At 68.3% G+C, this 25,424-nt stretch carries 30 protein-coding genes and 4 tRNA genes; 24 read left to right on the top strand and 10 right to left on the bottom strand.

Going from position 1 to position 25,424, the window contains the following annotated elements; translation table 11 throughout:
* The first annotated feature begins 262 nt into the window (after positions 1 to 262).
* Together EZ313_RS08350 and EZ313_RS08345 are read left to right on the top strand one after the other, a co-directional pair.
* Positions 263 to 1,492 carry a THUMP domain-containing class I SAM-dependent RNA methyltransferase gene (locus EZ313_RS08350; protein WP_135262705.1) on the top strand — a complete coding sequence of 410 codons (1,230 nt, stop codon included), beginning with the start codon at positions 263 to 265 and terminating at the stop codon, positions 1,490 to 1,492.
* Complete coding sequence (locus EZ313_RS08345; protein WP_338106296.1) at positions 1,485 to 1,883, top strand: PIN domain-containing protein; 399 nt, start codon at positions 1,485 to 1,487, stop codon at positions 1,881 to 1,883. The genes EZ313_RS08350 and EZ313_RS08345 overlap by 8 nt, the downstream gene beginning before the upstream one ends.
* On the opposite strand, the gene EZ313_RS08340 is transcribed toward EZ313_RS08345, so the two are convergent.
* The 8 genes from EZ313_RS08340 to apaG form a co-directional block, all read right to left on the bottom strand.
* Positions 1,880 to 2,368, bottom strand: coding sequence for a CinA family protein (locus EZ313_RS08340; RefSeq protein ID WP_135262703.1), 489 nt, complete (start codon positions 2,366 to 2,368; stop codon positions 1,880 to 1,882). The genes EZ313_RS08345 and EZ313_RS08340 overlap by 4 nt on opposite strands.
* On the bottom strand, positions 2,365 to 2,904 hold the full coding sequence (locus EZ313_RS08335) for a phosphatidylglycerophosphatase A family protein (RefSeq protein ID WP_240788564.1): 540 nt from the start codon (positions 2,902 to 2,904) through the stop codon (positions 2,365 to 2,367). The genes EZ313_RS08340 and EZ313_RS08335 overlap by 4 nt, the downstream gene beginning before the upstream one ends.
* Before the next feature lie 57 nt (positions 2,905 to 2,961).
* Complete coding sequence (locus EZ313_RS08330) at positions 2,962 to 3,468, bottom strand: thermonuclease family protein (RefSeq protein ID WP_135262702.1); 507 nt, start codon at positions 3,466 to 3,468, stop codon at positions 2,962 to 2,964.
* 46 nt (positions 3,469 to 3,514) lie between these two features.
* Entirely contained in the window at positions 3,515 to 4,498 is a 984-nt protein-coding gene (thiL, locus tag EZ313_RS08325; protein ID WP_135262701.1) for a thiamine-phosphate kinase, read from the bottom strand.
* Between the two features lie 41 nt (positions 4,499 to 4,539).
* The gene (locus EZ313_RS08320; protein WP_135262700.1) at positions 4,540 to 4,797 is read right to left on the bottom strand and encodes a GlsB/YeaQ/YmgE family stress response membrane protein; all 258 of its coding nucleotides are present in this window, start codon (positions 4,795 to 4,797) and stop codon (positions 4,540 to 4,542) included.
* A gap of 132 nt (positions 4,798 to 4,929) precedes the next feature.
* Positions 4,930 to 6,108: a YbdK family carboxylate-amine ligase gene (locus tag EZ313_RS08315; RefSeq protein WP_240788563.1), complete on the bottom strand. Its 1,179-nt coding sequence runs from the start codon at positions 6,106 to 6,108 to the stop codon at positions 4,930 to 4,932.
* A complete protein-coding gene (locus EZ313_RS08310) occupies positions 6,101 to 7,354 on the bottom strand; it encodes a cation:proton antiporter (protein ID WP_135262699.1) in 1,254 nt (417 codons plus the stop codon). Before EZ313_RS08310 ends, EZ313_RS08315 begins: the two co-directional genes overlap by 8 nt.
* A gap of 110 nt (positions 7,355 to 7,464) precedes the next feature.
* Complete coding sequence (apaG, locus tag EZ313_RS08305) at positions 7,465 to 7,845, bottom strand: Co2+/Mg2+ efflux protein ApaG (RefSeq protein ID WP_135262698.1); 381 nt, start codon at positions 7,843 to 7,845, stop codon at positions 7,465 to 7,467.
* Positions 7,846 to 7,888: 43 nt separating this feature from the next.
* Here apaG and rpe point away from each other — a divergent pair, with 43 nt between their 5' ends.
* Complete coding sequence (rpe, locus tag EZ313_RS08300; protein ID WP_135262697.1) at positions 7,889 to 8,575, top strand: ribulose-phosphate 3-epimerase; 687 nt, start codon at positions 7,889 to 7,891, stop codon at positions 8,573 to 8,575.
* A 6-nt stretch (positions 8,576 to 8,581) separates the two neighbouring features.
* Here rpe and EZ313_RS08295 read toward each other — a convergent pair whose 3' ends face one another.
* The gene (locus EZ313_RS08295; RefSeq protein WP_135262696.1) at positions 8,582 to 8,875 is read right to left on the bottom strand and encodes a hypothetical protein; all 294 of its coding nucleotides are present in this window, start codon (positions 8,873 to 8,875) and stop codon (positions 8,582 to 8,584) included.
* Positions 8,876 to 9,315: 440 nt separating this feature from the next.
* Between EZ313_RS08295 and EZ313_RS08290 the strand changes: the two genes are divergently transcribed.
* Positions 9,316 to 11,469 carry a catalase gene (locus EZ313_RS08290; RefSeq protein WP_135262695.1) on the top strand — a complete coding sequence of 718 codons (2,154 nt, stop codon included), beginning with the start codon at positions 9,316 to 9,318 and terminating at the stop codon, positions 11,467 to 11,469.
* A gap of 37 nt (positions 11,470 to 11,506) precedes the next feature.
* Positions 11,507 to 12,169 carry a phosphoglycolate phosphatase gene (locus tag EZ313_RS08285; protein WP_135262694.1) on the top strand — a complete coding sequence of 221 codons (663 nt, stop codon included), beginning with the start codon at positions 11,507 to 11,509 and terminating at the stop codon, positions 12,167 to 12,169.
* On the opposite strand, the gene EZ313_RS08280 is transcribed toward EZ313_RS08285, so the two are convergent.
* Positions 12,166 to 12,771 carry a chalcone isomerase family protein gene (locus EZ313_RS08280; RefSeq protein ID WP_135262693.1) on the bottom strand — a complete coding sequence of 202 codons (606 nt, stop codon included), beginning with the start codon at positions 12,769 to 12,771 and terminating at the stop codon, positions 12,166 to 12,168. The two genes, EZ313_RS08285 and EZ313_RS08280, sit on opposite strands and share 4 nt — an antisense overlap.
* 297 nt (positions 12,772 to 13,068) lie before the next feature.
* On the opposite strand from EZ313_RS08280, the gene trpE reads away from it, so the two are divergent.
* The 19 genes from trpE (at position 13,069) to rplL (ending at position 25,424) form a co-directional block, all read left to right on the top strand.
* Positions 13,069 to 14,568: an anthranilate synthase component I gene (gene trpE / locus EZ313_RS08275; RefSeq protein WP_135262692.1), complete on the top strand. Its 1,500-nt coding sequence runs from the start codon at positions 13,069 to 13,071 to the stop codon at positions 14,566 to 14,568.
* Positions 14,569 to 14,634: 66 nt separating this feature from the next.
* The gene (locus tag EZ313_RS08270) at positions 14,635 to 15,192 is read left to right on the top strand and encodes a GxxExxY protein (protein ID WP_135262691.1); all 558 of its coding nucleotides are present in this window, start codon (positions 14,635 to 14,637) and stop codon (positions 15,190 to 15,192) included.
* Entirely contained in the window at positions 15,080 to 15,649 is a 570-nt protein-coding gene (locus EZ313_RS08265) for an aminodeoxychorismate/anthranilate synthase component II (RefSeq protein ID WP_135262690.1), read from the top strand. The genes EZ313_RS08270 and EZ313_RS08265 overlap by 113 nt, the downstream gene beginning before the upstream one ends.
* Complete coding sequence (gene ltaE / locus EZ313_RS08260) at positions 15,646 to 16,695, top strand: low-specificity L-threonine aldolase (protein ID WP_135262689.1); 1,050 nt, start codon at positions 15,646 to 15,648, stop codon at positions 16,693 to 16,695. Before EZ313_RS08265 ends, ltaE begins: the two co-directional genes overlap by 4 nt.
* A gap of 8 nt (positions 16,696 to 16,703) precedes the next feature.
* A complete protein-coding gene (locus tag EZ313_RS08255; RefSeq protein ID WP_135262688.1) occupies positions 16,704 to 17,354 on the top strand; it encodes a LysE family translocator in 651 nt (216 codons plus the stop codon).
* 14 nt (positions 17,355 to 17,368) lie between these two features.
* Positions 17,369 to 18,400, top strand: a complete 1,032-nt coding sequence (gene trpD, locus EZ313_RS08250; RefSeq protein ID WP_135262687.1) for an anthranilate phosphoribosyltransferase — start codon at positions 17,369 to 17,371, stop codon at positions 18,398 to 18,400.
* A 3-nt stretch (positions 18,401 to 18,403) separates the two neighbouring features.
* On the top strand, positions 18,404 to 19,195 hold the full coding sequence (gene trpC / locus EZ313_RS08245; protein WP_135262686.1) for an indole-3-glycerol phosphate synthase TrpC: 792 nt from the start codon (positions 18,404 to 18,406) through the stop codon (positions 19,193 to 19,195).
* A complete protein-coding gene (locus tag EZ313_RS08240) occupies positions 19,192 to 19,941 on the top strand; it encodes a uracil-DNA glycosylase (RefSeq protein ID WP_240788562.1) in 750 nt (249 codons plus the stop codon). The genes trpC and EZ313_RS08240 overlap by 4 nt, the downstream gene beginning before the upstream one ends.
* 79 nt (positions 19,942 to 20,020) lie before the next feature.
* Positions 20,021 to 20,106 (top strand) — tRNA-Tyr (locus EZ313_RS08235).
* Between the two features lie 143 nt (positions 20,107 to 20,249).
* Positions 20,250 to 20,323: transfer RNA gene (locus tag EZ313_RS08230), tRNA-Gly, on the top strand.
* A 30-nt stretch (positions 20,324 to 20,353) separates the two neighbouring features.
* Positions 20,354 to 20,428: transfer RNA gene (locus tag EZ313_RS08225), tRNA-Thr, on the top strand.
* Positions 20,429 to 20,520: 92 nt separating this feature from the next.
* A complete protein-coding gene (tuf, locus tag EZ313_RS08220) occupies positions 20,521 to 21,711 on the top strand; it encodes an elongation factor Tu (RefSeq protein WP_135262685.1) in 1,191 nt (396 codons plus the stop codon).
* 66 nt (positions 21,712 to 21,777) lie between these two features.
* Positions 21,778 to 21,853 (top strand) — tRNA-Trp (locus EZ313_RS08215).
* 113 nt (positions 21,854 to 21,966) lie between these two features.
* Positions 21,967 to 22,350 carry a preprotein translocase subunit SecE gene (gene secE / locus EZ313_RS08210; protein ID WP_135262684.1) on the top strand — a complete coding sequence of 128 codons (384 nt, stop codon included), beginning with the start codon at positions 21,967 to 21,969 and terminating at the stop codon, positions 22,348 to 22,350.
* 6 nt (positions 22,351 to 22,356) lie between these two features.
* Positions 22,357 to 22,956: a transcription termination/antitermination protein NusG gene (nusG, locus tag EZ313_RS08205; protein ID WP_135262683.1), complete on the top strand. Its 600-nt coding sequence runs from the start codon at positions 22,357 to 22,359 to the stop codon at positions 22,954 to 22,956.
* A 140-nt stretch (positions 22,957 to 23,096) separates the two neighbouring features.
* Positions 23,097 to 23,528, top strand: a complete 432-nt coding sequence (rplK, locus tag EZ313_RS08200) for a 50S ribosomal protein L11 (protein ID WP_135262682.1) — start codon at positions 23,097 to 23,099, stop codon at positions 23,526 to 23,528.
* Positions 23,529 to 24,233 carry a 50S ribosomal protein L1 gene (gene rplA, locus EZ313_RS08195; RefSeq protein WP_135262681.1) on the top strand — a complete coding sequence of 235 codons (705 nt, stop codon included), beginning with the start codon at positions 23,529 to 23,531 and terminating at the stop codon, positions 24,231 to 24,233.
* Positions 24,234 to 24,493: 260 nt separating this feature from the next.
* Entirely contained in the window at positions 24,494 to 24,994 is a 501-nt protein-coding gene (rplJ, locus tag EZ313_RS08190; protein ID WP_135262680.1) for a 50S ribosomal protein L10, read from the top strand.
* Between the two features lie 46 nt (positions 24,995 to 25,040).
* Positions 25,041 to 25,424: a 50S ribosomal protein L7/L12 gene (rplL, locus tag EZ313_RS08185; protein ID WP_135262679.1), complete on the top strand. Its 384-nt coding sequence runs from the start codon at positions 25,041 to 25,043 to the stop codon at positions 25,422 to 25,424.

Below are 25,424 nucleotides of genomic sequence, written 5' to 3'. Positions count from 1 at the left end.
ACGAATTCCTGCGCTCTCGCTGCCCCGTATCGGGCCGCAGGCAAGGCGCGGACGCGGGTCAAGCCTGGACGGCTTGACCCGTGGACGCAACGCGGCATGCGGCCCGATACGGGACAGCCCGGAGGGTTCGGCGCCTGCGGGGCGCCCGGCGGCCGGCCAGAGAGGGTCAAGACGGCCAGTCTTGACCCTCTCCGGCCAGCCACCGCTCATCCCCGCATGCATCCGAACGAGAGTGCAGGAATTCGTGGGACAGGACACTAGCTTGTCGAACCTGCAACTGTTCCTGCCCTGCGCGGCCGGCGTCGAGGACCTGCTGGCCGACGAGGTGCATGGCCTCACCGGCCTCTCGGGCGACGACCTGCTGGTCGGGCGCGCCGGTGTGGTGGTGCGGGCGTCCTGGCGCGAGGCGATGCGGCTCAACCTGCACAGCCGCCTCGCCCAGCGAGTGCTCGTGCAGCTGTCGCACACGCCGTATCGCGAGGAGACGGACCTGTACGAAGCGGCCGCGGCCGTGGCGTGGGAAGCGTGGTTCAGCGTTCGACAAAGCTTCAAGGTGGAGCTGACCTCGCAGCACAGCCCGCTCAAGAGCCTCAACTTCGCCGCGCTGAAGATCAAGGACGCGGTGGCCGACCGCTTCCGCTCGCGCGGCGGTGAGCGGCCCGACGTCGACACGCAGCGGCCCGACGTGCGCGTGTTCGGCCATCTCACTTCGACGCACTGCACCCTCTACATCGACACGTCCGGCGAGCCGCTGTTCAAGCGCGGCTGGCGTGAGGACAAGGGCGAGGCGCCGCTGAAGGAAACGCTGGCCGCCGCCATGATCGCGGCCAGCGGATGGCGCGCCGACAAGCCGCTCTACGACCCGTGCTGCGGCAGCGGCACGATCGCCATCGAGGCGGCGCAGATCGCCTGCAACATCGCGCCCGGCCTGCGGCGACGCTTCGCCTTCGAGCAACTGCTGCCGCACCAGGCGCAGGTCTGGACGCAGCTGGAGGAAGAGGCCCGCGCCGCCGGACGCGCGGCGCCCGTGCCGGTGTTCGGCAGCGACGTGGCCTTCCGCATGGTCGACTTCGCGCAGCGCAATGCCGAGCGGGCCGGGGTGGCGCAATCGGTGCAGTTCCGCGGCGGGGACGCGTTGCAGCGCATGCCGCCTTCCGACACGCCCGGCGTGATGCTTCTCAACCCGCCGTACGGCGAGCGCATCGAGACGGCGGGCGTCGCGGGCCGCGTGCAGCGCGGCCGCGAACGCGCCCAGGTGGAGGGCGCGGGCGACTTCTTCGTGCAGCTCGCCGCACACTGGAAGAAGCATTACGCGGGCTGGACGGCCTGGGTGCTGACGCCCGACCTGAAGCTGCCCTCGCGCATGCGGCTGAAGGAATCGCGGCGCGTGCCGATGTGGAACGGGCCGATCGAGTGCCGGCTGTTCCGGTTCGACATGGTCGCGGGCTCGGCCCGCGCGGCGGACAAGGGCGATGCCACCGCTGGTGCTTGACACCAACATCGTGCTCGACGTCTTCGTCTTCGACGACGAGGCGGCGCAGCCCTTGCGCGACGCGCTGTTCGCCCGCCGTCTTCGATGGATCGCCACCGCGGCGATGCGCGACGAACTGCAACGCGTGCTGGCCAATCCGCAGATCGTGCCGCGGCTGGCTTTCCGCAAGCTCGCGTCGGCCGATGTGATGGCGGCCTTCGACCTGCACGCGACGCCAGTCGGCGAGGCGCCCAGGGCGCCGGTCATCTGCAAGGACCCGGACGACCAGAAGTTCATCGATCTCGCCGTGCGCGAAGGCGCGACCTTGCTGAGCAAGGACGGCCAGGTGCTGCGGCTGCGAAAGCGGCTCGCGGAGCTCGGCGTGGCGGCCGGCCCGGAGTTTCCCGGCTAGGTCACCGGCAGCAGTTCGAGCAGGCGCACCAGCGCATGCTTCACGCTCGCCTCGCGCACCGCCTGCCGGTCGCCGTCGAAGCGCATTCTTTCGCTGTGCAGGCGGCCCTCCACCGAAAAGCCGAACCACACGGTGCCCACTGGCTTCTCGACGCTGCCGCCGGTCGGGCCCGCGACCCCGGTCACCGCCACGCTGACCTGCGCCTGCGAGTGCCGCAATGCACCGAACGCCATCGCGCGCGCCGTCACTTCGCTGACGGCACCATGCGCCTGCAGCAGCGCCGGGTCGACGCCGAGCGCTTCCATCTTCGCTTCGTTGGAGTAGGTGACGAAGCCACGCTCGAACCAGGTGCTGGAACCGGACAGCTCGGTGCAAGCCGCGGCGATCAGGCCGCCGGTGCAGCTCTCGGCCGTGGCCAGCATCCAGCCGCGCGCCAGCAGCCGTTCGGCCAGTTCGATGCAGAGCGCGGTGATCTCGGCGTTCATGGGAGATGCCTCCACGCCGCCAGCAGGAACAGGGTGCAGAACGCGGCCACCAGGTCGTCGAAGATGATGCCCAGGCCCCCGCGCCAGCCGAAGCCGTGGAACAACCCGTCGGCCCATCCGACCGGTCCGGGCTTCACTGCGTCCAGGAGGCGGAACACCAGGAAAGCCGCGAGCTGCTCGTCCCAGCCCGCGGGCATCAGCACCCACAGCACCAGCCAGAACGACATGATCTCGTCGGCGACGATGGCGCCCGGGTCGAGCACGCGCATCTGGTCCACCGTGACCGTGCTGGCCCACCAGCCCACCACCACGCTGGCCAGCACGACGCAGCCGAGCGCGAACGGCGAGAGCCAGGCCTGCAGCACCAGGAACGAGCCCCAGGCCCACAGCGTGCCGACGGTGCCGGGCGCGACCGGACTGAGGCCGCAGCCGAAGCCCATTGCGAGCAGGTGGGCCGGATGCGAGAGCAGGAAGCGCCACCCGGGCCGCAGCGGCGCCGGCTGCAGCGGCATTTCGTCGAGGGACAGCTCACGCATCGGCCAATGGTAGCGAGCGGCAGCGCATCGACTGCCGACGCCTCCTCGGACCAGTGACTAGGGCTTCGCGGGCGCGGGCTCGCACGGCCCGTGCAGGCGGCGGAACGTGCGCGGCTCCAGCGGGTGGGCCCCGGCCCAGAGGCCGCGGCGCTCCTGGCGCGCCTGCGACTGCAGCGCGTCGTACGGGCCTGGCTGTCGACGGAAACCCGGAGACCAGGCCATGCCATGGGCCACCATCCAGCTGCCCACGTCCTCGCCTGAGCGCCGCACGTGGGCGATCACGCGCCCGAAGTCGTCGCGCCCGCGCTCCTCGATGAAGACCCGCTTGCGCAGGACCAGCTGCTCCAGCGCGCGCCGCGACTGTTCGCCGAAGCGCTGGCAGATCTCGGGTGCGTCGATGCCCTGAAGCCGCACCTGCACCCGGCCGCCCTGGGTGGGCCGCACCCAGATCGTGTCGCCGTCGCTGACGTGCGTCACCACGGCCGTATAGCCGCGCGGCGGCTGCGCCGGCGCGGCGAGCGGCAGCGACAGGAGGACCACGGCGAGGAGCCGGAGGAGGGGCATGGGTGATTGGATCAACGGCCGGAGGGCGAGTGCCGACTACGGCTCTTCAGGCGAAATGTTCGAAGGAGGCAAAGCTCGAGCGGATTTCGCGTCCCTGCCCGTCGAGCACGCGCAGGCCCGGTTGGGCTTCGATGCGGCCGATGCGGGTCACGGGCGTGGCGGATGCTGCGGCAGCCGACGCCACCGCTTCGCGCCGGGCTTGCGGTGCGGTGAAGAGCAGCTCGTAGTCGTCGCCGCCCGCCAGAACGAACTCCAGCTGCCTGGCTTCATCCGGCAAGTCACCCGGGTCGCCGGCCTTCTCGCGAACGCCGAGCAGCGGCAGGGCGGAGCCGGCCCAGACCGTGGCGCCCACGTTCGAGCCGCGCAGAACATGGCCCAGGTCGCCCAGGAGCCCGTCGCTCACGTCGATGGCCGAGGTCGCGACGCCGCGCAGCGCCTGCCCGAGCGCGACACGCGGGGTGGGCTGCTCCATGCGCGCGCGGGCGAGTTCGAACACCGGCGCCGGCGCGGTGAGAGCGCCGCGGAACACCTCGAGCGCGAGCCGCGCGTCGCCCAGCGTTCCGCTGATGTAGAGGTCGTCGCCCGCGCGCGCACCGCTGCGGAGCAGGGCCTGCCCCGCGGGCACTTCGCCGAAGACGGTGACGGAGATGGCCAGCGGCCCGCGCGTGGTGTCGCCTCCGATCAGCTCGCAGCCGTGCTCGTCGGCAAGCGCGAACAGGCCGCGTGCGAAACCTTCCAGCCAGGATTCATCGACCGAGGGGAGGGCAAGCGAAAGCGTGAATGCGACCGGTCGCGCTCCGCAGGCCGCGAGGTCGCTCAAGTTGACGGCGAGCGCCTTATGCCCGAGCCGGGAAGGATCGACCGTCGACAGGAAGTGACGGCCCTCCAGCAGCATGTCGGTCGACACCGCCAGCTGCATGCCGGGGGCCGGCGCGAGCAGCGCGCAGTCGTCCCCGATGCCCAGCGGCACCGCGCGCGGTGCGGGCCTGGCGCGGCGAAAGAATCGGTCGATGAGCTCGAATTCACCCATGGGCCGGCGAGGATAACCGCCGCGCCCCGGGGCAGGGCGGGTCAGACCCTGTGGCGCGACCCGCGAACCATGCCGTAGATGACCAGCAGGATGACGGCGCCGACGATGGATGCGATCCAGCCGGCCGGCTCACCTTCCGAATACCAGCCGAGGGCCATGCCGGCGTAGCGGGCGATGAACGCGCCTGCGATGCCCAGCAGCGTCGTCATGATCAGGCCCATGCGGTCGTTGCCCGGCTTGATGGCCCGGGCCAGCAGGCCGACGATGAAACCGACGACGATGGTTCCGATGATTCCCATGTTGCACTTCTCCTTGCTTCAAATGCGTGCACCTCGAGGCGCCCCGGGGCATTCTGGAAGTGGCTCGGGCGCCGACCTGTAGGACGGCGGCGGCTGGCGCGATAGGCGCCGCCGCAGACGAGTGTCCGGCCGCTAGCGCCGTCCCTTGAAGCGTTCGCTGCCCTGCCGTACGACTTCGGCCAGCAGGCGCTCGCGCGCCTGGCGCTGGCGCAGCCAGCGGGCATCGTTGGTCCCCAGCTCCGCGTCCTCGGCCAGCAGCTGGATGGACGGGGCCGCTCCCAGCCGCTGTGCATGAGGGGCGAGCCGGCGCAGTGTTTCGAGGATGTGGTCGCGCAGCGGCATGTGCCGGCCCGTGACCGGATCGACGTACACCGCCTCCAGGCCGAAGCGGCAGGCCTGGAAGCGGTTGTAGGTGTAGACCATGTAGTCGTCCTCGGCGGGCACGAAGGGCTGCTCGTGCAGGAACCAGGCCGCGAGCGACTGCACCAGTCCGGCCAGCGCGGCCGCGCGCTCGATCGTGAGCGGCGTGTCGAACACGCGGATCTCGATCGTCCCGTACTCGGGCTTGGGACGGATGTCCCAGTAGAAGTCCTTCATGCTCTTGACCACGCCGGTGCGGGTGGTCTTGCTGAAGAAGGCCTCGAACTCCTTCCACGACAGCGTGAACGGCGCGCGGCCCGACATCGGGAAGGCGAACACCGAGTTCAGCCGCGCCGAATCGAACTGCGTGTCCTGTCCCTGCACGTAAGGCGACGACGCCGACAGCGCGATGAAGTGCGGGATGTAGCGCGACATGCGGTGCAGCATGAGCAGCGCGGCGTCGGCATCCGGGCAGCCCACGTGGACGTGCTGGCCGAAGATGGTGAACTGCTTGGAGAGGTAGCCGTACAGCTCCGACAGCTCGCGAAAGCGCGGCTTGTCGTAGATGCGCTGCTGGTGCCACTGCTGGAACGGATGAGTGCCGCCGCCCACCACCGCGATGTTGAGCTTGTCGGCGCAGCGCACCAGCGCGTCGCGCAGTTGCGTGAGTTCGCCCAGGACATGCGCGGTCGAGTGGCACACCCCGGTGGAGATCTCGATCATGCTGGATGTCATCTCCGGCACGACCGAGCCCGGCAGGTCGAACCTGGCCATCAGGCGCAGCATCTCGTCCGAGTACGGCGCGAGGTCGTAGTCGTGGGTGTTGACGAGTTGCAGCTCGAGTTCGACACCGAGCGTCAGCGGCTCGGAGGCGCGGAAGGGCTCCAGCGCCGGCGCGGCCTGCGGCGACTCGCCGGCCGGCGTGATGTCGGGCAGCACGGGCTCAAGCACGCTGCGCTCCGGACGGTCCGGCGCCGGACACGGGCTCGGGCTGCGAGCTCTCGCGCGCCAAGTGAAGCACGAAGGTGGCGATCACCGCCCCCAGCACTTCCATCAGCAGGATGGCCGGCAGCGCGATGCTCGCGATGCGCGGTCCCAGCGTGAACGAGGCGGACGCGAACTGCGAGACCAGCAGCAGCGCGAGCGAGGACATCGGCGACATCGCCCAGCCGGTCATCAGCGCCTGGCGCCAGGTGGTGCCGCTGCCCGGGTTGGCCAGCAGCACGCCGGACAACTTGGCCAACGCACGCGCGCCGACCAGCGCGAGCACTATGCCGGCCACGGCCGGATTCCACTCGGCCTGCGCCGCGACGACGGAGACGAGCACGAAGCTCAGCATCACGAGAAGCGACGCGGCCGTGCCCAGTTGGCGCGGCCAGGCCCAGGGTCGCGGATTGAGCTGCTTGAGCAGCAGCCCCGCCAGCAGCCCCGCGAGCGCGGCGGACCCGCCGAAGTGCGAAGCGACCGTGGTGCCCGCGGCGATGCTGGTGATCAGCAGGATCGAGGTGTTCTCGCTGTTCGGGCTCATGAAGTGCAGCGCGAAGCGCAGGAACAGCGCAAGGGCAGCGCCGACCACCACCGAGAGGCCCAGCACCACCGCGACGGGGTAGAGCAGCGCGAACAGATCGGTCTCCTCGCGGTGCATCAGGCCGGCGCGCGCCGCGACCAGCGTCAGCGCGTACAGCGCACCCAATGCCGACAGCACGATGGCTCGCTCCGTCACCGGGCCGGTGGCCCGCAGGTCGGTCACGATGCGGCTGAGCACCGCCGGCGAGGAGGCCATCGCCACCAGCGCCAGCGCATCGGCGACCGAGGGCCGCACCTCCAGCCATCGAAGCGTGAAGTACACCGCGGCGTAGGTGAGCACCGCTTCCAGCACGCTCTGCAGCAGCACCATGGGGTTGTAGCGGAACCAGCGCAGCGCGATGCGGCCGCCGGTTTCGAACAGCACCACGGAGACGGCCAGCTCGAGCAGGAACAGGCCGATGCCTTGCAGCGGCCAGGCGGCACCCGTGAAACCGGCCACGCCGGCGATGGCGCCCACCGCCGAATAGCCCACCACCTTGGGCAGGGCCATGTGCCGCTGCACCAGGTGGCCGGCGGCGGCGGCCAGCGCGAGAAGAAGGGACCACTGCACCGTGGGCAGCCCCGCCGAAGGCTTGAGCCACTGGCCCCAGACGGCCATGATTTCGTTCATGCTTGTCCCTCGCGGGGCACTCTAAATGCGGCGCGTGGCTCAGCTTGTAGGACTGGGCGCTGAGCAGCGCCTGCCGCTGCGGGCCGCGCCTCGCGGCGGCGCGGATGCGTTCAGTGCAGAACGCGCTTGGAGCCGTCTTCCAGCAGGAAGGGGGCGATCTCGGTGTCGAAGCGCTGGCCGTCCTCGGCCACGCAGAAGTAGCTGCCCTGCATGGTGCCGCTGGGCGTGGGCAGGCGGCAGCCGCTGGTGTACTGGAACGACTGGCCGGGCTGCAGCAGCGGCTGGTGGCCCACCACGCCGAGCCCGTTGACTTCCTGGATGCCGCCGGCCTCGTCCGTGATGATCCAGTGCCGCGAGATGAGCTGGGCCGCGACCTCGCCGACGTTGCTGATCGTGATGGTGTACGCGAAGGTGTAGACGCCCGCCTCGGGCGCCGACTCCTCGGGCAGGTAGGCGGGCTTGACCTCGACGCGGAACTGGTACTTCGCCATCGCGCCATCGTACCCGCGAGGGGGCATTTGCGAGAATCGCGCCATGAGCAGAACGCATCGCATCGCCCCCTCGATCCTCTCGGCCGATTTCGCCCGCCTGGGCGAGGAGGTGCGCAACGTCATCGCCGCGGGCGCCGACTGGATCCACTTCGACGTGATGGACAACCACTACGTGCCCAACCTCACGTTCGGCCCGATGATCTGCTCGGCCTTGAAGCCGCATTCGAAGCGCGCGGACGGCACGCCGGTGCCGGTGGACGTGCACCTGATGGTGGAGCCCGTCGATGCGCTCGCCCAGGCTTTCGCCGACGCCGGCGCCGACTACATCAGCTTCCACCCCGATGCATCGGCGCACGCGCACCGCAGCGTGCAGGCGATCAAGGCGCGCGGCTGCAAGGCGGGGCTCGTGTTCAATCCGGCGGCTCCGCTGGACGTGCTGGACTGGCTGGTCGAGGAGATCGACCTGGTCCTCATCATGAGCGTCAACCCCGGGTTCGGCGGCCAGGGCTTCATCGAATCGTCGCTGCGCAAGATCGAGGAGGCGCGCAAGCGCATCGATGCAAGCGGCAAGGACATCCGGCTCGAAGTCGACGGCGGCATCAAGGGCGACAACATCGCGCGTGTCGCCGCGGCGGGCGCGGACACGTTCGTGGCCGGCAGCGCCATCTTCGGCAAACCGGATTACAAGGCGGTGATCGACGGGATGCGGGCCGCGCTCGCCCGCCGCTGATCGGCGTCAGGGCCGGAACTTCTTCTCCCCGTCCGGCATGTCTTCGCGCAGCTTGTCGTACGTCGCATCCAGCTCGGCTCCCTTGGTCGTGTCCGCCACGCCCCGTTCCTGATCCCCCTGCGCCTTCTTGCCGACGCGGTCGTGCGAAGGCTCCGCGGCGGGCTGGCTGTCGGCCGACTCGTCACGCTCGTGCGGCATGCGCGGCACCGCGCGCTGATCCTCGCCTTGCGCCGTCGTGGTATTGCCTTGGCGGCCTTCAGGCCGGTCGCTCCCCGTGCCCGTGTCGGGCGGACTGGTCATGCGCTCTCGCATCGCATCGCTCCGGATGATGGGTTGCCTTCATCGTGCCCCGGCCGGGCGTCGGCTGCGGTAGGAGGGACGGTCCGGAACCTGTAGGAGCCCTCGCGGAGCGGCGTCGCGCGATGTAGGCGGCTTCCTACGCGCACTGCCAAGCCGGGCGGACAAACGCGCCCGCTGCCGGGCTACGGTCGACTCCCCATGAGCTTGGCAAAGTGATTGGTCTCGATGCGGGGACTTCGTCCGAAGGAGAGTGGCCATGGAACTGATCGCCGCGGTGCCTGAATGGCTGGTGTGGTGCGCCGCAGGAGGCGCCGGGGCGTTCGCGCTGGCGGTGCTGGCCGGCACCATCGAAGCCGCGCTCGACCTCGAGACCTGAGCCGAACAAGAACCGGCGTGCACCTGCGCCCGAGCGGCGGGGCGGCCCGCCCCCAGGAGAATTCATGGCCCAGTCCAAACCGGACGCCCAGCGCAGATCCCGGTCCGGCGACGCCGCCGCCGCCAAGCAGAAACAGCTGGAGAGCTTCAGCCAGGCCCCCGAGAACATGCTCACGACCACGCAAGGCGTGGTCGTCCCCGACAACCACGGATCGCTGCGCGCCGGCTCGCGCGGCCCGACGCTGCTGGAAGACTTCCTGCTTCGCGAGAAGCTCACGCAGTTCGACCACGAGCGCATCCCCGAGCGGGTGGTGAACGCGCGCGGCGCCGCCGCCCACGGCTACTTCGAGCTCTACAAGTCGATGAGCCAGTTCACCAGGGCGGACTTCCTGCAGGAGGCCGGCCTTCGCACGCCGGTGTTCGTGCGCTTTTCAGGCTTCAGCGGCGAGCGCGGCTCGGCCGACACGGTGCGCGACCTGCGCGGCTTCGCGGTCAAGTTCTACACGCGCGAAGGCAACTACGACCTGGTGGGCGCCAGCGCGCCGGTGTTCTTCATCCAGGACGCGATCAAGTTCCCGGACCTGGTGCATGCGCTCAAGCCCGAGCCGCACCACGGCATGCCGCAGGCTTCGAGCGCGCACGACACCTTCTGGGACTTCGTGTCGCTGATGCCGGAGACCATGCATGCCCTGATGTGGCTCATGTCGGACCGGGCGCTGCCGCGAAGCCTGCGCATGATGGAAGGCTTCGGCGTCCACAGCTTCCGCTTCATCAACGCGCATGGCGCCTCGCACTTCGTCAAGTTCCACTGGAAGCCCAAGCTGGGACGGCACGCGCTGGCATGGGACGAGGCGCAGAAGCTCGCGGGGCGCGATCCGGATTTCCTGCGGCGCGATCTCTGGGAAGCGATCGCGCGCGGCCACTTCCCCGAATGGGAACTGGGCGTGCAACTGGTCGAGGAAGCCAAGGCCGATGCGCTCGGCATCGACCTGCTCGATCCCACCAAGCTCGTTCCGGAGGAACTGGTGCCGGTGCAGGCCGTTGGCAGGCTGGTGCTGAACCGCAATCCCGACAACTTCTTCGCCGAATGCGAGCAGGTGGCGTTCAACCCCGCCCACCTGGTGCCCGGCATCGACTTCAGCAACGACCCGCTGCTGCAGGGGCGCCTCTTCTCGTACCTGGACGCGCAGGTCGGGCGCCTGGGCGGCCCGAACTTCCACGAGCTGCCGATCAACCGCAGCCTGTGCCCTTTCCACAACCTCCAGCGCGATGGCAGCCACCGCACGGGCGTGCCGAAGGGACAGGTGAGCTACGAGCCCAACACACTGGGGACCGGCTCGGAGTTCCGCGTGGACGGCGGGCACGAAGGATTCCAGAGCCATCCGCAGACGGTGGAGTCCGGGAAGGTGCGCCGGCGCAGCGTTTCGTTCGACGACCACTTCACCCAGGCCACGCTGTTCTGGAACAGCCAGAGCCCGGCCGAGAAGGACCACATCGTGTGCGCCTTCCAGCTGGAGCTCACGCGCGTGGAGACGCCGGCGATCCGCCAGCGGGTGGTCGACAACCTGGCGCACGTCGATGCGCGCCTGGCGCGCAAGGTGGGCGAGCCGCTCGGGCTGATGCCGGATGCGAAGGCGGCTGCGGGCCGCGCGGGGTTCCGCGAGCGGCGCGACAAGCTCGCCGTCGAGGCTTCGCCTTCCCTGAGCATGGACAACAACGGCAGCAGCTCGCTCGCCACGCGGCGCGTGGCCGTGCTGGTGGCGGCCGGCGTGGAGATCGGCGCGCTGAAGATCATCCAGCAGGCGCTGGCCGAGCACCAGGTGATCTGCAAGGTGGTGGCCACGCACCTGGGGGTGGTCTCCACTTCTTCGGGCCAGCAGCTGCAGGTGGACGCCTGCTTCCTGACGGCGAGCTCGGTGCTGTTCGATGCCGTGCTCGTGCCCGGTGGCGCAGCGCATGCGCAGGCGCTCGCAGCCAACGGCCGCGCGGTGAACTTCGTGCTGGAGGCGTACCGCCACTGCAAGCCGATCTGCGTGATCGGCGAAAGCGTGGAGCTGTTGCGGGCAGTCGGCATCGACGCGAACACGGCGTCCGCCGAGGGAGTACTGATCGCCAAGGGCGACCCCGCGGGCCGCGTGCCGCTGGCGCAGGATTTCATCGCGGCGATGTCGCGGCACCGGCACTGGACGCGCAGCCGCCTGGAAGCCGTGCCGGCCTGACGCGCGGGACGGCCGCGCGCTGCGGCACACTCGGGCCATGCCCCTTGCCCCAGGATTGCAGGCGGCCATCGTCGACCTCGATGGCACGCTGGTGGACACGCTCGGCGATTTCACGGTCGCACTCAATGCCACGCTCGACGAGCTGTCGCTGCGCCGGCTGACCGCGGCGGACATCGAGCCGATGGTCGGCAAAGGCTCCGAGCACCTGATCCGGTCCGCCTTGTCCGCGGTCGACGCACCGCAGCGGCTGTACGACGCGGCATGGGCCGCCTACCAGCGGCATTACGACGAGATCAACGGCCGGCATTCGGACGTGTATCCCGGGGTCGAAGAAGGCCTCGAGGTCCTGAGACGCTCCGGGCTTCGACTGGCCTGCGTGACCAACAAGCCGACGCGATTCGCCGCGGACCTGCTCCAGCGCAAAGGCCTGGCGAAGGCCTTCGACGCGGTGTTCGGCGGTGATGCGTTCGAGCGCAAGAAGCCCGACCCCCTGCCGTTCGTTCGCACCTGCGAGGCGCTTGGCGCGGCGCCGTCTCGCACGCTGGTCGTCGGTGATTCGAGTAACGACGCCGCAGCGGCGCGGGCCGCGGGATGTCCGGTGGTACTGGTCACCTACGGGTACAACCACGGCGAGCCGGTGGGCTCGGTGGATGCCGACGGCTTCGTGGATTCGCTGGCCCAGATCGGCCGGCTGCTCTAGGCGCCCTGTCCTGCCGCCGCAGCCTTGCCGAGCAAGGCGTCCTTGAGCTTCCAGTCGGCGGGGTTCTGGCCGATCCAGATGCGCAGCAGCGCATTGAAGAACTCCGGCTCCTTGAAAGGCTCGCCCTGCGGCACGCCCTTGACGGTGACCACGGCGCCGGTGCCGGGCACCCAGTCGATCAGGATCGCGTCGCCGGGATGGAGCCGCTTGTGGTCGCTGAAGATCTGGCTCATTCGCAGCACGCCCGGCACGAGCCTGGAGAACGCGGACCGGTCCATGTTGTCCTCCATGCCGCGCGCGAACATCTTGCCGAACTCGGACGAGTCGATCTCGCGCAGCATGGTGATGCTGATGCGCTTGGCGCCCGGCATGGCCAGCACTTCTTCCGGGCTGGCGGCTTTCTTTGGCAGGTACAGCCCGGCGGCATAGACCTTGAACACGGCCTTGTAGCGCACGCCTGCGCCATTGAGCTGCAGCCGGGCGCCGCGCACATCGGCCGCTTCGTCGAACCTGATGCCGGACAGCGTGACGGGCTGCGCTTGGACGGCGGCGGCGAGCGTGAGCACGGCGAGGCCCAGGGCAAGGGTGCGGAATCGATTCATCGGATCTCCAGAGACAAAAAAAGAACGGTCGTTCGCTTTGGTTAGATTGTTGTTCAGCTGGGGGCGATCGCATTCGGGTTTTCGCGCCCGGCGTCGCCTTTGCTACACTCGTCCGCGATGTTCATCCACCGCACCACCATCACAGGTTGCTCCGGCCGGGGAGCCTGGCCCTGGCGCAAGCCTGTCGACGTGCGTTCCTGATCTGCACGGGGCAGCCCGTGCCCCGCGTCCCGGCCCCCGGGACATCCAGATTCAAAGAAAGCGGCCCGCGCCGCATGAGCTTGTGGAGGCTCACCCGTGATCACCGAACTCGAATTCAAGAGCCTGGCACTGCAGGGCTTCAACCGCATCCCCCTCATTGCGGAAGCCTTCGCCGACCTCGAGACCCCGCTTTCCCTCTACCTGAAGCTGGCGCATGCCAAGGGCAACGGCAAGTACAGCTTCCTGCTGGAATCCGTCGTCGGCGGCGAGCGCTTCGGCCGCTACAGCTTCATCGGCCTGCCCGCGCGCACGCTGCTGCGCGCCACCGGCTTCGGCGCCGACGCGGCCACGGAAGTTGTGACGGATGGACAGGTGATCGAGCGAGTCCGCGGCAATCCGCTGGACTTCGTCGCCGAGTACCAGAAGCGCTTCAAGGTGGCGCTGCGCCCCGGCTTGCCGCGCTTTTGCGGCGGACTGGCCGGCTACTTCGGCTATGACGTCGTCCGCTACATCGAGAAGAAGCTGGAGAAGACCTGCCCGCCCGACACGCTGGGCTGCCCCGACATCCTGCTGCTGCAATGCGAGGAACTGGCGGTCATCGACAACCTGTCGGGCAAGCTCTACCTGATCGTCTACGCCGACCCGAGTCGACCCGAGGCCTACAGCAATTCGAAGAAGCGGCTGCGTGAGCTCAAGGACCTTCTGAAGTATTCCGTCAGCGCGCCGCAGGTGCGCCAGACCCAGACCTTCCCGACCGAACGCGAGTTCTCGAAAGCCGACTACCTCAAGGCCGTCGACCGCGCCAAGGAGCTGATCGCCGCCGGCGACTTCATGCAGGTGCAGGTCGGGCAGCGCATCAAGAAGCGCTACACCGAGTCGCCGCTGTCGCTGTACCGCGCGCTGCGGTCGCTCAATCCCAGCCCCTACATGTACTACTACGACTTCGGCGAGTTCCAGGTCGTGGGCGCCTCGCCGGAGATCCTGGTGCGCCAGGAGCAGACCCCCGAGGGCCAGAAGGTGACGATCCGGCCGCTCGCAGGCACGCGGCCGCGCGGCGCCACGCCGGAGCTGGACAAGACCGTCGAGCAGGAGCTGGTGAACGACCCCAAGGAGCGGGCCGAGCACGTGATGCTGATCGACCTGGCCCGCAACGACATCGGCCGCATCGCGAAGACCGGCAGCGTGAAGGTGACGGAGGCGTTCGCGGTCGAGCGATACAGCCACGTGATGCACATCGTGAGCAACGTCGAGGGCCTGCTGAACGAAGGCATGACCAGCATCGACGTGCTGAAGGCGACTTTCCCCGCGGGCACGCTGACGGGCGCGCCCAAGGTGCATGCGATGGAGCTGATCGACCAGCTCGAGCCCAGCAAGCGCGGCCTGTACGGCGGTGCTTGCGGCTACCTCAGCTACGCGGGCGACATGGACGTGGCCATCGCGATCCGCACCGGCATCGTCAAGGACCAGACGCTCTACGTGCAGGCGGCCGCGGGTGTGGTGGCCGACTCTGTGCCGGAGCTGGAATGGAAGGAAACCGAAGCCAAGGCCCGCGCGTTGTTGCGGGCATCGGAGCTGGTCGAGGAGGGGCTGGAATGAAGCCCGGAAGCGGACTCCCGTACGCAGAGGACGCAGAAAGAACGCAGAAAGCGCAGAAATGCGTGGATGGAAAACCAGATTCTGAGTCGGTCGATCATCGGTGCGGCCGTGGAGGTCCAGAGGGTGCTCGGTCACGGGCTGCTCGAGAGGGCCTATGCCGCAGCATTCGCTCGCGAACTGGAGCTGCAAGGGCTGTCGTTTGCTCGCGAGGTCCCGATTCACACGAATTACAAGGACACGCCCATCGGCGTGGGCTACCGTGCGGACTTCATCGTCGAATCGTCGGTGATCGTGGAACTCAAGGCGGTCGACACGCTGCTGGTAACCCACAAGGCCCAGCTGCTCTCGTACCTCCGCCTCAGCAATCTGAAGCTCGGATTGCTGATCAACTTCAACGAGTTCCAGGTCACCAGAGGTGTCCATCGCGTGGTGAACAACCTCTGGTCGGCGTTTTCTGCGCGCTTTCCGCGCTTTCTGCGTACGGCTGTTCCCCCCTCTCGAAGGAACGCGCATGAAACTCCTGATGATCGACAACTACGACAGCTTCACCTACAACCTGGTGCAGTACTTCGGCGAACTGGGCGCGCAGGTGGAGGTGTTTCGCAACGACGAGATCACGGTTGAGGGCATCGCCGCGCGATCGCCCGACCGGCTGGTCGTGTCGCCCGGGCCTTGCTCGCCCGCCGAAGCGGGCATCTCGGTCGCGGCGATCCGCCACTTCGCCGGCAAGCTGCCGATCCTGGGCGTGTGCCTGGGGCACCAGAGCATCGGCGCCGCGTTTGGCGGAAAGATCGTGCGGGCGGCGCAGCTGATGCACGGCAAGACCAGCGAGATCACGACGACGCGGCAAGGCGTCTTCGCGGGGCTGCCGGAACGCTTCACGGTCAACCGCTACCACTCGCTGGCTATCGAAAAGGACAGCTGCCCGCCCGAGCTGGAGACGACCGCCTGGACCGACGACGGCGAGATCATGGGCGTGCGCCACCGGGAGCTGCCGATCCAGGGCGTTCAGTTCCATCCCGAATCCATCCTCACCGAGCATGGGCACGCGATGCTGAAGAACTTCCTGGAGCAGGCATGAGCGCGGCGCTTGTCGACCTGCGCAGCGACACCGTCACGCGGCCGACCGCGGCGATGCGCGAGGCCATGATGACGGCGCCGCTGGGCGACGACGTGTTCGGCGACGATCCCAGCGTCAATGCGCTGCAGGAAAAGATCGCCGCGATGCTCGGTTTCGAGGCGGCGCTGTTCATGCCGACGGGCACGCAGAGCAACCTGTGCGCCGTGCTCTCGCATTGCCAGCGCGGCGACGAGTACATCGTCGGCCAGTTCCAGCATTGCTACCGCTGGGAAGGCGGCGGGGCGGCGGTGTTCGGCAGCGTGCAGCCGCAGCCGCTGGACCACCAGCCGGACGGCACGCTGGCGCTGGAGGCCATTGACGCGGCGATCAAGCCGGACGACCCGCACTTCGCGCGCACGCGGCTGCTGGCGCTGGAGAACACGCTCGGCGGCAAGGTGATGCCGCTCTCGTGGATCGAGCAGGCCACCGGGCTCGCACGCAAGCGCGGGCTCGCCACCCATCTCGATGGAGCCAGGCTGTTCAACGCAGCCGTCGAAGTCGCGGCGCGTGACGGCGGCGGGGCGCAGGCGGCAGCGCGGCGGATCGCGCAGCACTTCGATTCCGTGTCGATCTGCTTCAGCAAGGGCCTGGGCACGCCGGCCGGCTCCGCGCTGTGCGGCTCGAAGGACCTCATCGCGCGGGCGCGTCGCATCCGCAAGATGGCGGGCGGCGGGATGCGGCAGGCGGGGATGCTGGCGGCTGCGGCGTCGCACGCGCTGGACCACCACGTCGAGCGGCTGGCGCGGGATCACGCGCTGGCCGCACGTCTGGCGAAGGGCATGGCCGGCATCGACGGCGTGCAGGTCGAAGCGCCGCAGACCAACATCGTGTTCGTCGATCTCACCGGCGTGGCGCGCGAGCGCGGGCCGGCGCTGATCGAGGCGTTGAGAAGCGAGGGCGTCCTCGCCACTGGCCTGTACCGGCTGCGGTTCGTCACGCACCTCGATGTCGACGAAGCCGGTGTCGATCGCGCGATCGCCGCCTTCCGCCGCTTCTTCAAGGCCTGAGCCACGCCATGCCGGACCCGCAGCAGCTGCTGATCTTCATCGCCGCCGGCTGGCTGCTGAACCTCACGCCGGGCCCGGACGTCCTCTACATCGTCACCAACGCGCTGCGCTCGGGCGCGCGCGCCGGCATCGTCGCGGGCCTGGGCATCACGGCGGGGTGCTTCGTGCATGTCTTCGCCGCTGCGCTGGGCGTGGGGGCGCTGCTGGCCGCATCGGCGACAGCGTTCACCCTCCTCAAGTGGATCGGTGCGGTCTACCTGGTGTGGATCGGCGTGAAGCTGCTGGTCGCGGCGCCGCCGCGGCAGGTCGCGGACCTGCAGGCGCTTGCCCGGTCCGAGCCGGCCTCGCGTTTGGGCGCCGTGTTCCTGGGCGGCTTCTGGACCAACGTGCTCAACCCCAAGGTGGCGATCTTCTTCCTGGCCTTCGTGCCGCAGTTCATCGCGCCCGACGCGACGGACAAGGCGACCGCCTTCGTGCTGCTGGGCGTGCTGTTCAACATCAACAGCATCCCGGTGAATTCCGGCTGGGCGCTGGCCGCGGCCTGGATGGCGCGCCGCGACGCCGTGCAGCGCGGCATGCACTGGCTGGACCGCGCCGCCGGCGCCATGTTCATCGCTTTCGGCGCGCGCCTGGCGCTGTCCGACAATCCGTCCCGCTGACCGAGGAGAGGCCCATGCCCATCACGCCCCAGGAAGCGCTTCAGCGCACCATCGAACACCGCGAGATCTTCCACGACGAGATGCTCAAGATCGTGCGGCTCATCATGAGCGGCGAGCTGTCGCCCGTCATGACGGCCGCCCTGATCACGGGCCTGCGCGTGAAGAAGGAAACCATCGGCGAGATCACCGCGGCCGCCGAGGTGATGCGCGAGTTCTCCACCAAGGTGCACATCGCGGACAAGAAGAACCTGGTGGACATCGTCGGCACCGGTGGCGACGGCTCGCACACCTTCAACATCTCGACCTGCTCGATGTTCGTGGCCGCCGCGGCCGGCGCGAAGGTGAGCAAGCACGGCGGGCGCAGCGTGTCGAGCAAGTCCGGCAGCGCCGACGTGCTGGAGAGCCTGGGCGTGAACATCAACCTGGCACCCGAAGCGATCGCGCGCTGCGTGCAGGAAGTGGGCATCGGCTTCATGTTCGCGCCCAACCACCATCCGGCGATGAAGAACGTCGCGCCCGTGCGCAAGGAGCTGGGCGTGCGCACCATCTTCAACATCCTGGGGCCGCTGACCAATCCCGCGGGCGCGCCCAACATCCTGATGGGCGTCTTCCACCCGGACCTGGTCGGCATCCAGGTGCGGGCGCTGCAGCGGCTGGGCACGGAGCACGCGATGGTGGTCTACGGCCGCGACGGCATGGACGAAGTCAGCCTCGGCGCGGCCACGATGGTGGGCGAACTCAAGGACGGCCAGGTGTCCGAGTACGAGATCCATCCCGAGGACTTCGGCCTGCCGATGGCGAGCAACCGCGCGCTGAAGGTCGAGACGGCGGACCAGTCTCGGGCGATGCTGATGTCGGTGCTGGACGACCAGCCCGGCGCGGCCCGCGACATCGTCGTCTTCAATGCCGGCGTGGCGCTGTACGCGGCCAACGTGGTGGGTGACATCCGTGCCGGCATCGAGCGTGCGCGTGAAGCGGTGGCGTCCGGCGCGGCGAAGTCGCGGATGGAGCGGCTCGTCACGCTGACGAAGCAGCTGGCCGCTTGAGACATGGCTGACATCCTCGACAAGATCGTCGCCGTCAAGCGCGAGGAGATCGCGGCGGCGAAGCGGAAGGTGTCGCTGGAGGAGATGCGCGCGGACGCCGAGAGCCGCGTGCTCACGCGCGACTTCGAAGGCGCGCTGCGGCGCAGGATCGCGGCCGGCCGCAGCGCCGTGATCGCCGAGATCAAGAAGGCCAGCCCGAGCAAGGGCGTGCTGCGCGAGGAGTTCATCCCGGCAGACATCGCGCAGAGCTACGCGGAGCACGGCGCCGCCTGCCTGTCGGTGCTGACGGACCGGCAGTTCTTCCAGGGCCGGCCGGACTACCTGAAGCAGGCGCGGGCCTCGTGCGACCTGCCGGTGCTGCGCAAGGATTTCATGGTCGATGCGTACCAGGTGTACGAGTCGCGCGCGATGGGTGCGGACTGCATCCTGCTGATCGCGGCCTGCCTCGATGACCCGCAGATGGCCGAGCTGGAGCAGATCGCGCGCGGCCTCGACATGGCCGTGCTGGTCGAAGTGCACGACCCGGCCGAGCTGCAGCGGGCGCTCAAGCTCAAGACGCCGCTGGTGGGCATCAACAACCGCAACCTGCGCACGTTCGAGGTCTCGCTCGACACCACGCTGGGCATGCTCAAGGACGTGCCGGCCGATCGCCTGCTGGTCGCGGAGTCGGGCATCCTGGGTCCGGCGGACGTGCGGCGCATGCGCGATGCGGGCGTGCACGCGTTCCTCGTGGGCGAAGCGTTCATGCGCGCGCCGGAGCCCGGCGAGGCGCTGGCGGCGCTGTTCGGCGGGTGAGCCAGGCGTCGTTGCCGCTCGAGGCGGCCGCACCTGCGCAGCTGGTCGACTGGGAACCGGCTGCCCTGAAGCTGGCGCCCGGCTGGCAGCCGGTGGTCGAGCGTTTCTTCGCGAGTGGAACGGGTAGAGCGCTGACGGAGTTCCTGCGGCAGCGGATCGCGGCCGGCGCGGTGATCTACCCGCCGCGGCCGCTGCGCGCGCTGGAGACGACGCCGCTCGAGCAGGTCCACGCGGTCATCCTCGGACAGGACCCGTACCACGGGGCCGGACAGGCGGAGGGGCTCGCGTTCTCCGTCCCGGCGGGCGTGAAGCCGCCCCCCTCGCTGCGAAACATCTTCAAGGAGCTTGCGTGTGCGAACCCGGCGCCGCCGCCGGCCAGCGGTTCGCTCTTGCGCTGGGCCCAGCAGGGCGTGCTGCTGCTCAACGCGGTGCTGACCGTCGAGGACGGGCTGCCCGGCAGCCACGCGAAGAAAGGCTGGGAAGCGCTGACGGACGCGCTGCTGGCCGAGGTGGCGGCGCATGCCAGCCCGTGCGTGTACCTGCTGTGGGGCGCGTACGCACAGGCGAAGGCCGGGCTGATCACCGCGACGGCCGAGCAACACGGTCGCCAAGCGCTGGTGCTGCAGGCGAATCACCCGTCGCCGCTGTCGGCTTCGCGGCCGCCGGTGCCCTTCCTCGGCTGCGCCCATTTCGCCTTGGCCCGCGACTGGCTTGCGGACCGCGGACATCCCGGGTTCTTCAGCTGAGGGCCGCCCCGGGCGCGGCCCTCGCCGTGGCAGCGATGGGCTTCGAACGGCCGAAACATGGTATATTTCGAGGTTCGCCGGAGGGGTGCCCGAGTGGCTAAAGGGGGCAGACTGTAAATCTGTTGGCTTACGCCTACGTTGGTTCGAATCCAACCTCCTCCACCAGACTTCCCGCAGAGGAAGTCCGGCGAACGTGCAAGAGATCGAGTGGTAGCGAAGAAGGAGATCGGCCGGATGAGTCCGGCGGATCGAGAAGCCGGCGGCAGAGCCGCCGGGCCGCCCCGGGGCCCAGAGGAACCACGCCCGATGCGGGAGTAGTTCAATGGTAGAACCTTAGCCTTCCAAGCTAATGACGCGGGTTCGATTCCCGTCTCCCGCTCCACGGATCGATTGCGCCCGGCGGAAGAATTCCGCCCTTGTGGCTCAGTGGTAGAGCACTCCCTTGGTAAGGGAGAGGTCGCGGGTCCGATTCCCGCCAAGGGCACCAGGTCAGTTGTTGGTTAGTCGGAGGGGGCGGAGCAGCGCGCACTTGCTCGCTGGTCCATCCCCAGGTCATTCGATGTTTCGGAAGGCGAAAAAATGGCAAAAGGTAAATTCGAGCGCACCAAGCCGCACGTGAACGTCGGCACGATCGGCCACGTGGACCACGGCAAGACCACGCTGACGGCGGCGATCACGACGGTGCTGTCGAGCAAGTTCGGCGGCGAAGCCAAGGCCTACGACCAGATCGACGCGGCTCCGGAAGAAAAGGCGCGCGGCATCACGATCAACACCGCGCACGTGGAGTACGAGACGGCCAACCGCCACTACGCGCACGTGGACTGCCCGGGCCACGCCGACTACGTCAAGAACATGATCACCGGCGCCGCCCAGATGGACGGCGCCATCCTGGTGTGCTCGGCCGCCGACGGCCCGATGCCGCAGACGCGCGAGCACATCCTGCTGGCCCGCCAGGTGGGCGTGCCCTACATCATCGTGTTCCTGAACAAGTGCGACATGGTGGACGACGCCGAGCTGCTGGAGCTGGTGGAGATGGAAGTGCGCGAGCTGCTGTCCAAGTACGACTTTCCCGGTGACGACACCCCGATCATCAAGGGCAGCGCCAAGCTGGCCATGGAAGGCGACAAGGGCGAGCTGGGCGAAGGCGCCATCATGAAGCTGGCCGAGGCGCTGGACACCTACATCCCCACGCCCGAGCGCGCCATCGACGGTGCGTTCCTGATGCCGGTGGAAGACGTGTTCTCCATCTCCGGGCGCGGCACCGTGGTGACGGGCCGCGTGGAGCGCGGCATCATCAAGGTCGGCGAGGAAATCGAGATCGTGGGCCTGAAGGCCACGCTCAAGACCACCTGCACCGGCGTGGAGATGTTCCGCAAGCTCCTGGACCAGGGCCAGGCCGGCGACAACGTGGGCATCCTGCTGCGCGGCACCAAGCGCGAGGAAGTCGAGCGCGGCCAGGTGCTGTGCAAGCCCGGCTCGATCAAGCCGCACACGCACTTCACCGCCGAGGTGTACGTGCTCTCGAAGGACGAAGGCGGGCGCCACACGCCGTTCTTCAACAACTACCGTCCCCAGTTCTACTTCCGCACGACGGACGTGACGGGCGCCATCGAGCTGCCCAAGGACAAGGAGATGGTGATGCCCGGCGACAACGTGACGATCACCGTCAAGCTGATCGCCCCGATCGCCATGGAAGAAGGCCTGCGCTTTGCCATCCGCGAAGGCGGCAAGACCGTCGGTGCCGGCGTCGTGGCGAAGATCATGGAGTAACAAGGCGCGAAGGACGGCCCCGCGAAGTGCCAACGAAGCGGGGACGTTGAATCCGTCAAAGGACCTAGGGGTATAGCTCAATTGGCAGAGCGTCGGTCTCCAAAACCGAAGGTTGTAGGTTCGATTCCTACTGCCCCTGCCACCTGAGTGGCACCCGAGCCCGAGAGGGCGCGAGCAAAAAAACCAAGCCCGTCTTCGTGACGGGCTTCACCGTTTCCAGGAAACGGGTCGATCACAAGCAGGAACCCGCCTTTCATGGCCACTTCGCAGCAAGTTGATACCGTCACCACCGGCGCCGACAAGGCCCGCCTGGGCGCGGCCGCCGCCCTGGTGATCGCCGCCGTCGCCGGCTTCTACCTGCTCGGCCGGCAGGGCCCCGTCGCCCAATGGGGCGCGCTGGTGGTCGGCCTGGCCGCGGCCTTCGTCGTCTTCATGACGTCGGAGACCGGCAAGGAGTTCGCCGCCTTCGGCCGCGACGCCTGGAAGGAAGTCAAGAAGGTCGTCTGGCCCACCCGCAAGGAAGCGATCCAGATGACCGCCTACGTGTTCGGCTTCGTGGTGGTCATGGCCCTGTTCCTGTGGCTGACGGACAAGACCCTGGAGTGGGTGTTCTACGACCTGATCCTGGGCTGGAAGTAAAAAGACATGAGCGAAACCGAAACGCCGCAAGGCGGCTCCGCCGAGGCGGGCGCGCCCGCCAAGCCGGTCAACCCCGACCTTCGCTGGTACGTGGTGCACGCCTACTCCGGCATGGAGAAGGCCGTGGAGCGCAACATCCGCGAGCGCATCAACCGCGCCGGCATGCAGGACATGTTCGGCGAGATCCTGGTGCCCACCGAGGAAGTGGTGGAGATCAAGAACGGCCAGAAGCGCACGTCCGAGCGCCGGTTCTACCCCGGCTACGTGCTGGTGCAGATGGTGATGAACGACGACACCTGGCACCTGGTCAAGCACACCAACAAGGTGACCGGCTTCGTCGGCGGCGCCAAGAACCGGCCCGCGCCGATCTCGGAGGACGAGGTCGCCAAGATCCTCGGCCAGATGGAAGAGGGCGTCGAGAAGCCCCGCCACAAGGTCGAATTCGTGGTGGGCGAGTACGTGCGCGTCAAGGAAGGCCCGTTCACCGACTTCAACGGCACGGTCGAGGAAGTCAACTACGAGAAGAACAAGGTGCGGGTGTCCGTCACCATCTTCGGCCGCGCGACGCCGGTCGAACTCGAATTCAGCCAGGTCGAGAAGACCTGAAGCACGCGAGGCCCTCGCGCCTTGCCTGATGTTTCCGATCCGCGTCTTCAGCTCGCGCGGGTTTCAAGAAGTCGAGCTGCAACCCCGGGGAGCCGAGGTCCAAGACCAAGGCGTTTGCACCCGCAAGGAGTACCTGAACCATGGCGAAGAAAATCGTCGGTTTTGTCAAGCTGCAAGTGCCGGCTGGCAAGGCCAACCCGTCGCCCCCGATCGGCCCCGCGCTGGGCCAGCGCGGCCTGAACATCATGGAGTTCTGCAAGGCGTTCAACGCGCAGACCCAGGGTGTCGAGCCGGGCCTGCCGCTGCCGGTGGTGATCACCGCCTACGCGGACAAGAGCTTCACCTTCATCATCAAGACCCCGCCGGCCACGACGCTGATCAAGAAGGCGATCAAGCTGGACAAGGGCTCTTCCAAGCCGCACAGCGACAAGGTCGGCAAGATCACCCGCGCCCAGCTCGAGGAGATCGCCAAGACCAAGCTGAAGGACATGAACGCCGCCAGCATCGACGCGGCCGTCAAGACGCTGGCGGGCTCGGCCCGTTCGATGGGCGTCACCGTGGAGGGCGTGTAAATGGCCAAGCTGACCAAGAAGCAGAAAGCCCTGCAGGGCAAGGTCGACAGCACCAAGCTGTACCCCCTGACCGAGGCGCTGTCCATCGTGAAGGACGCAGCCACCGCCAAGTTCGATGAGTCCATCGACGTGGCCGTGCAGCTGGGCATCGACGCCAAGAAGTCCGACCAGGTCGTTCGCGGCGCGGTCGTGATGCCCAACGGCACCGGCAAGACCAAGCGCGTGGCCGTGTTCGCCCAGGGCGCCAAGGCCGAGGAAGCCAAGGCCGCCGGCGCCGACGTGGTCGGCATGGACGACCTGGCTGCCCGCGTGAAGGCCGGCGACATGCCGTTCGACGTCGTGATCGCCGCCCCCGACGCGATGCGCGTGGTCGGCACGCTGGGCCAGATCCTCGGCCCGCGCGGCCTGATGCCGAACCCCAAGGTCGGCACCGTGACGCCCGACGTCGCCACGGCGGTGAAGAACGCCAAGGCCGGCCAGGTGCAGTTCCGTGCCGACAAGGCCGGGATCATCCACGCCACCCTGGGCCGCCGCTCGTTCGACGCCAACAAGCTGCAGGGCAACCTGGTGGCGCTGATCGACGCGCTGAACAAGGCCAAGCCGGCCACCAGCAAGGGCGTGTACCTGCGCAAGGTGGCGGTGTCGTCGACCATGGGCCTGGGCGTCCGCGTGGACACGCAGACGCTCATGGGGCAGCAGGCGTAAGAGAGAGAGATTCGGCCGGGCCCGGAAGGGCGCGGCCGGTGTGGTGGGCTGCCGGGACCGCAAGGAACCGGCAGGCCATCCAGGACCGCTGGCGCGGGGCGACCCGCTTAATCGCCAGAGCACGGAGGTCGCCTCCGGCTCCGGCCAGCGCAGATGGCGATCCCGCCGAGATGGAGTCGAGAAGTTCCTTCGAGGTTGGTCGCTGCAACAAGAGCGTGCCGGACGGCGCAAGCCCGAAGGCGCATTGGAAGGAGTAGACCTTGAGTCTGAATCGCAGTGAGAAGCAAGCGGTCATCGACGAAGTGACCGGCCTCGCCGCTAAAGCTCAAACGCTGGTGATGGCGGAATACCGCGGCATCACGGTCGCCGACATGACGAAGCTGCGCAACGAAGCGCGCAAGCAGGGCGTCAGCCTGAGTGTTCTGAAGAACACCCTGGCACGCCGTGCGGTTGCGGGCAGCCAGTTCGAAGTCGTCGGTGACCAGATGACCGGTCCGCTGATCTACGGCTTCTCCGTGGACGCTGTGGCCGCCGCCAAGGTGGTGGCCGACTTCGCGAAGACCAACGACAAGCTGGTCATCCGCGCGGGCGCGTTCGCGGGCAAGGCCCTGGACGTCAACGGCGTGAAGCAGCTGGCCAGCATCCCGAGCAAGGAAGTGCTGCTGGCCCAGTTGTGCGGGCTGCTGATGTCGCCGATCTCCCGCACCGCCGTGGTGCTGGGCGCGCTGGCGGCCAAGAAAGGCGAGGCGGCGGCCGCCTGAAGGCGCGCCGTCCCCAAGTAAACCAACCCATCTCTAGGAACGAAAAATGGCATTCGACAAAGACGCATTCCTGACCGCGCTGGACAGCATGACGGTCATGGAACTCAACGACCTGGTCAAGGCGATCGAGGAGAAGTTCGGCGTGTCCGCCGCCGCGATGGCCGCCCCAGCCGCCGCCGGTGGTGCGGGCGGCGGCGCTGCCGCGGCCGCGGAAGAGAAGACCGAGTTCACCGTGCAGTTGCTGGAAGCCGGCGCCAACAAGGTGTCCGTCATCAAGGCCGTGCGCGAGATCACCGGACTGGGTCTGAAGGAAGCCAAGGACCTGGTGGACGGCGCTCCGAAGCCCGTCAAGGAAGGCATCGCCAAGGCCGACGCCGAGGCTGCCAAGAAAAAGCTGGAAGACGCCGGCGCCAAGGTCGAACTCAAGTAA

Origin of the sequence: Ramlibacter henchirensis, from assembly GCF_004682015.1 — a bacterium.
GTDB lineage: Bacteria > Pseudomonadota > Gammaproteobacteria > Burkholderiales > Burkholderiaceae_C > Ramlibacter > Ramlibacter henchirensis.
This window is presented reverse-complemented; position numbering and strand designations above follow the sequence as displayed.

Coding starts and splice junctions, on each gene's coding strand:
- EZ313_RS08280 (WP_135262693.1), bottom strand. CDS start 12,771: ATGAATCGATTCCGCACCCTTGCCCTGGGCCTCGCCGTGCTCACGCTC.
- EZ313_RS08285 (WP_135262694.1), top strand. CDS start 11,507: ATGCCCCTTGCCCCAGGATTGCAGGCGGCCATCGTCGACCTCGATGGC.
- ltaE (WP_135262689.1), top strand. CDS start 15,646: ATGAGCGCGGCGCTTGTCGACCTGCGCAGCGACACCGTCACGCGGCCG.
- EZ313_RS08270 (WP_135262691.1), top strand. CDS start 14,635: ATGGAAAACCAGATTCTGAGTCGGTCGATCATCGGTGCGGCCGTGGAG.
- EZ313_RS08330 (WP_135262702.1), bottom strand. CDS start 3,468: ATGCCCCTCCTCCGGCTCCTCGCCGTGGTCCTCCTGTCGCTGCCGCTC.
- trpC (WP_135262686.1), top strand. CDS start 18,404: ATGGCTGACATCCTCGACAAGATCGTCGCCGTCAAGCGCGAGGAGATC.
- nusG (WP_135262683.1), top strand. CDS start 22,357: ATGAGCGAAACCGAAACGCCGCAAGGCGGCTCCGCCGAGGCGGGCGCG.
- apaG (WP_135262698.1), bottom strand. CDS start 7,845: ATGGCGAAGTACCAGTTCCGCGTCGAGGTCAAGCCCGCCTACCTGCCC.
- EZ313_RS08290 (WP_135262695.1), top strand. CDS start 9,316: ATGGCCCAGTCCAAACCGGACGCCCAGCGCAGATCCCGGTCCGGCGAC.
- EZ313_RS08310 (WP_135262699.1), bottom strand. CDS start 7,354: ATGAACGAAATCATGGCCGTCTGGGGCCAGTGGCTCAAGCCTTCGGCG.
- rplL (WP_135262679.1), top strand. CDS start 25,041: ATGGCATTCGACAAAGACGCATTCCTGACCGCGCTGGACAGCATGACG.
- rplK (WP_135262682.1), top strand. CDS start 23,097: ATGGCGAAGAAAATCGTCGGTTTTGTCAAGCTGCAAGTGCCGGCTGGC.
- EZ313_RS08340 (WP_135262703.1), bottom strand. CDS start 2,368: ATGAACGCCGAGATCACCGCGCTCTGCATCGAACTGGCCGAACGGCTG.
- EZ313_RS08295 (WP_135262696.1), bottom strand. CDS start 8,875: ATGACCAGTCCGCCCGACACGGGCACGGGGAGCGACCGGCCTGAAGGC.
- trpD (WP_135262687.1), top strand. CDS start 17,369: ATGCCCATCACGCCCCAGGAAGCGCTTCAGCGCACCATCGAACACCGC.
- rpe (WP_135262697.1), top strand. CDS start 7,889: ATGAGCAGAACGCATCGCATCGCCCCCTCGATCCTCTCGGCCGATTTC.
- secE (WP_135262684.1), top strand. CDS start 21,967: ATGGCCACTTCGCAGCAAGTTGATACCGTCACCACCGGCGCCGACAAG.
- rplA (WP_135262681.1), top strand. CDS start 23,529: ATGGCCAAGCTGACCAAGAAGCAGAAAGCCCTGCAGGGCAAGGTCGAC.
- EZ313_RS08265 (WP_135262690.1), top strand. CDS start 15,080: ATGAAACTCCTGATGATCGACAACTACGACAGCTTCACCTACAACCTG.
- EZ313_RS08335 (WP_240788564.1), bottom strand. CDS start 2,904: ATGCGTGAGCTGTCCCTCGACGAAATGCCGCTGCAGCCGGCGCCGCTG.
- EZ313_RS08320 (WP_135262700.1), bottom strand. CDS start 4,797: ATGGGAATCATCGGAACCATCGTCGTCGGTTTCATCGTCGGCCTGCTG.
- tuf (WP_135262685.1), top strand. CDS start 20,521: ATGGCAAAAGGTAAATTCGAGCGCACCAAGCCGCACGTGAACGTCGGC.
- thiL (WP_135262701.1), bottom strand. CDS start 4,498: ATGGGTGAATTCGAGCTCATCGACCGATTCTTTCGCCGCGCCAGGCCC.
- EZ313_RS08255 (WP_135262688.1), top strand. CDS start 16,704: ATGCCGGACCCGCAGCAGCTGCTGATCTTCATCGCCGCCGGCTGGCTG.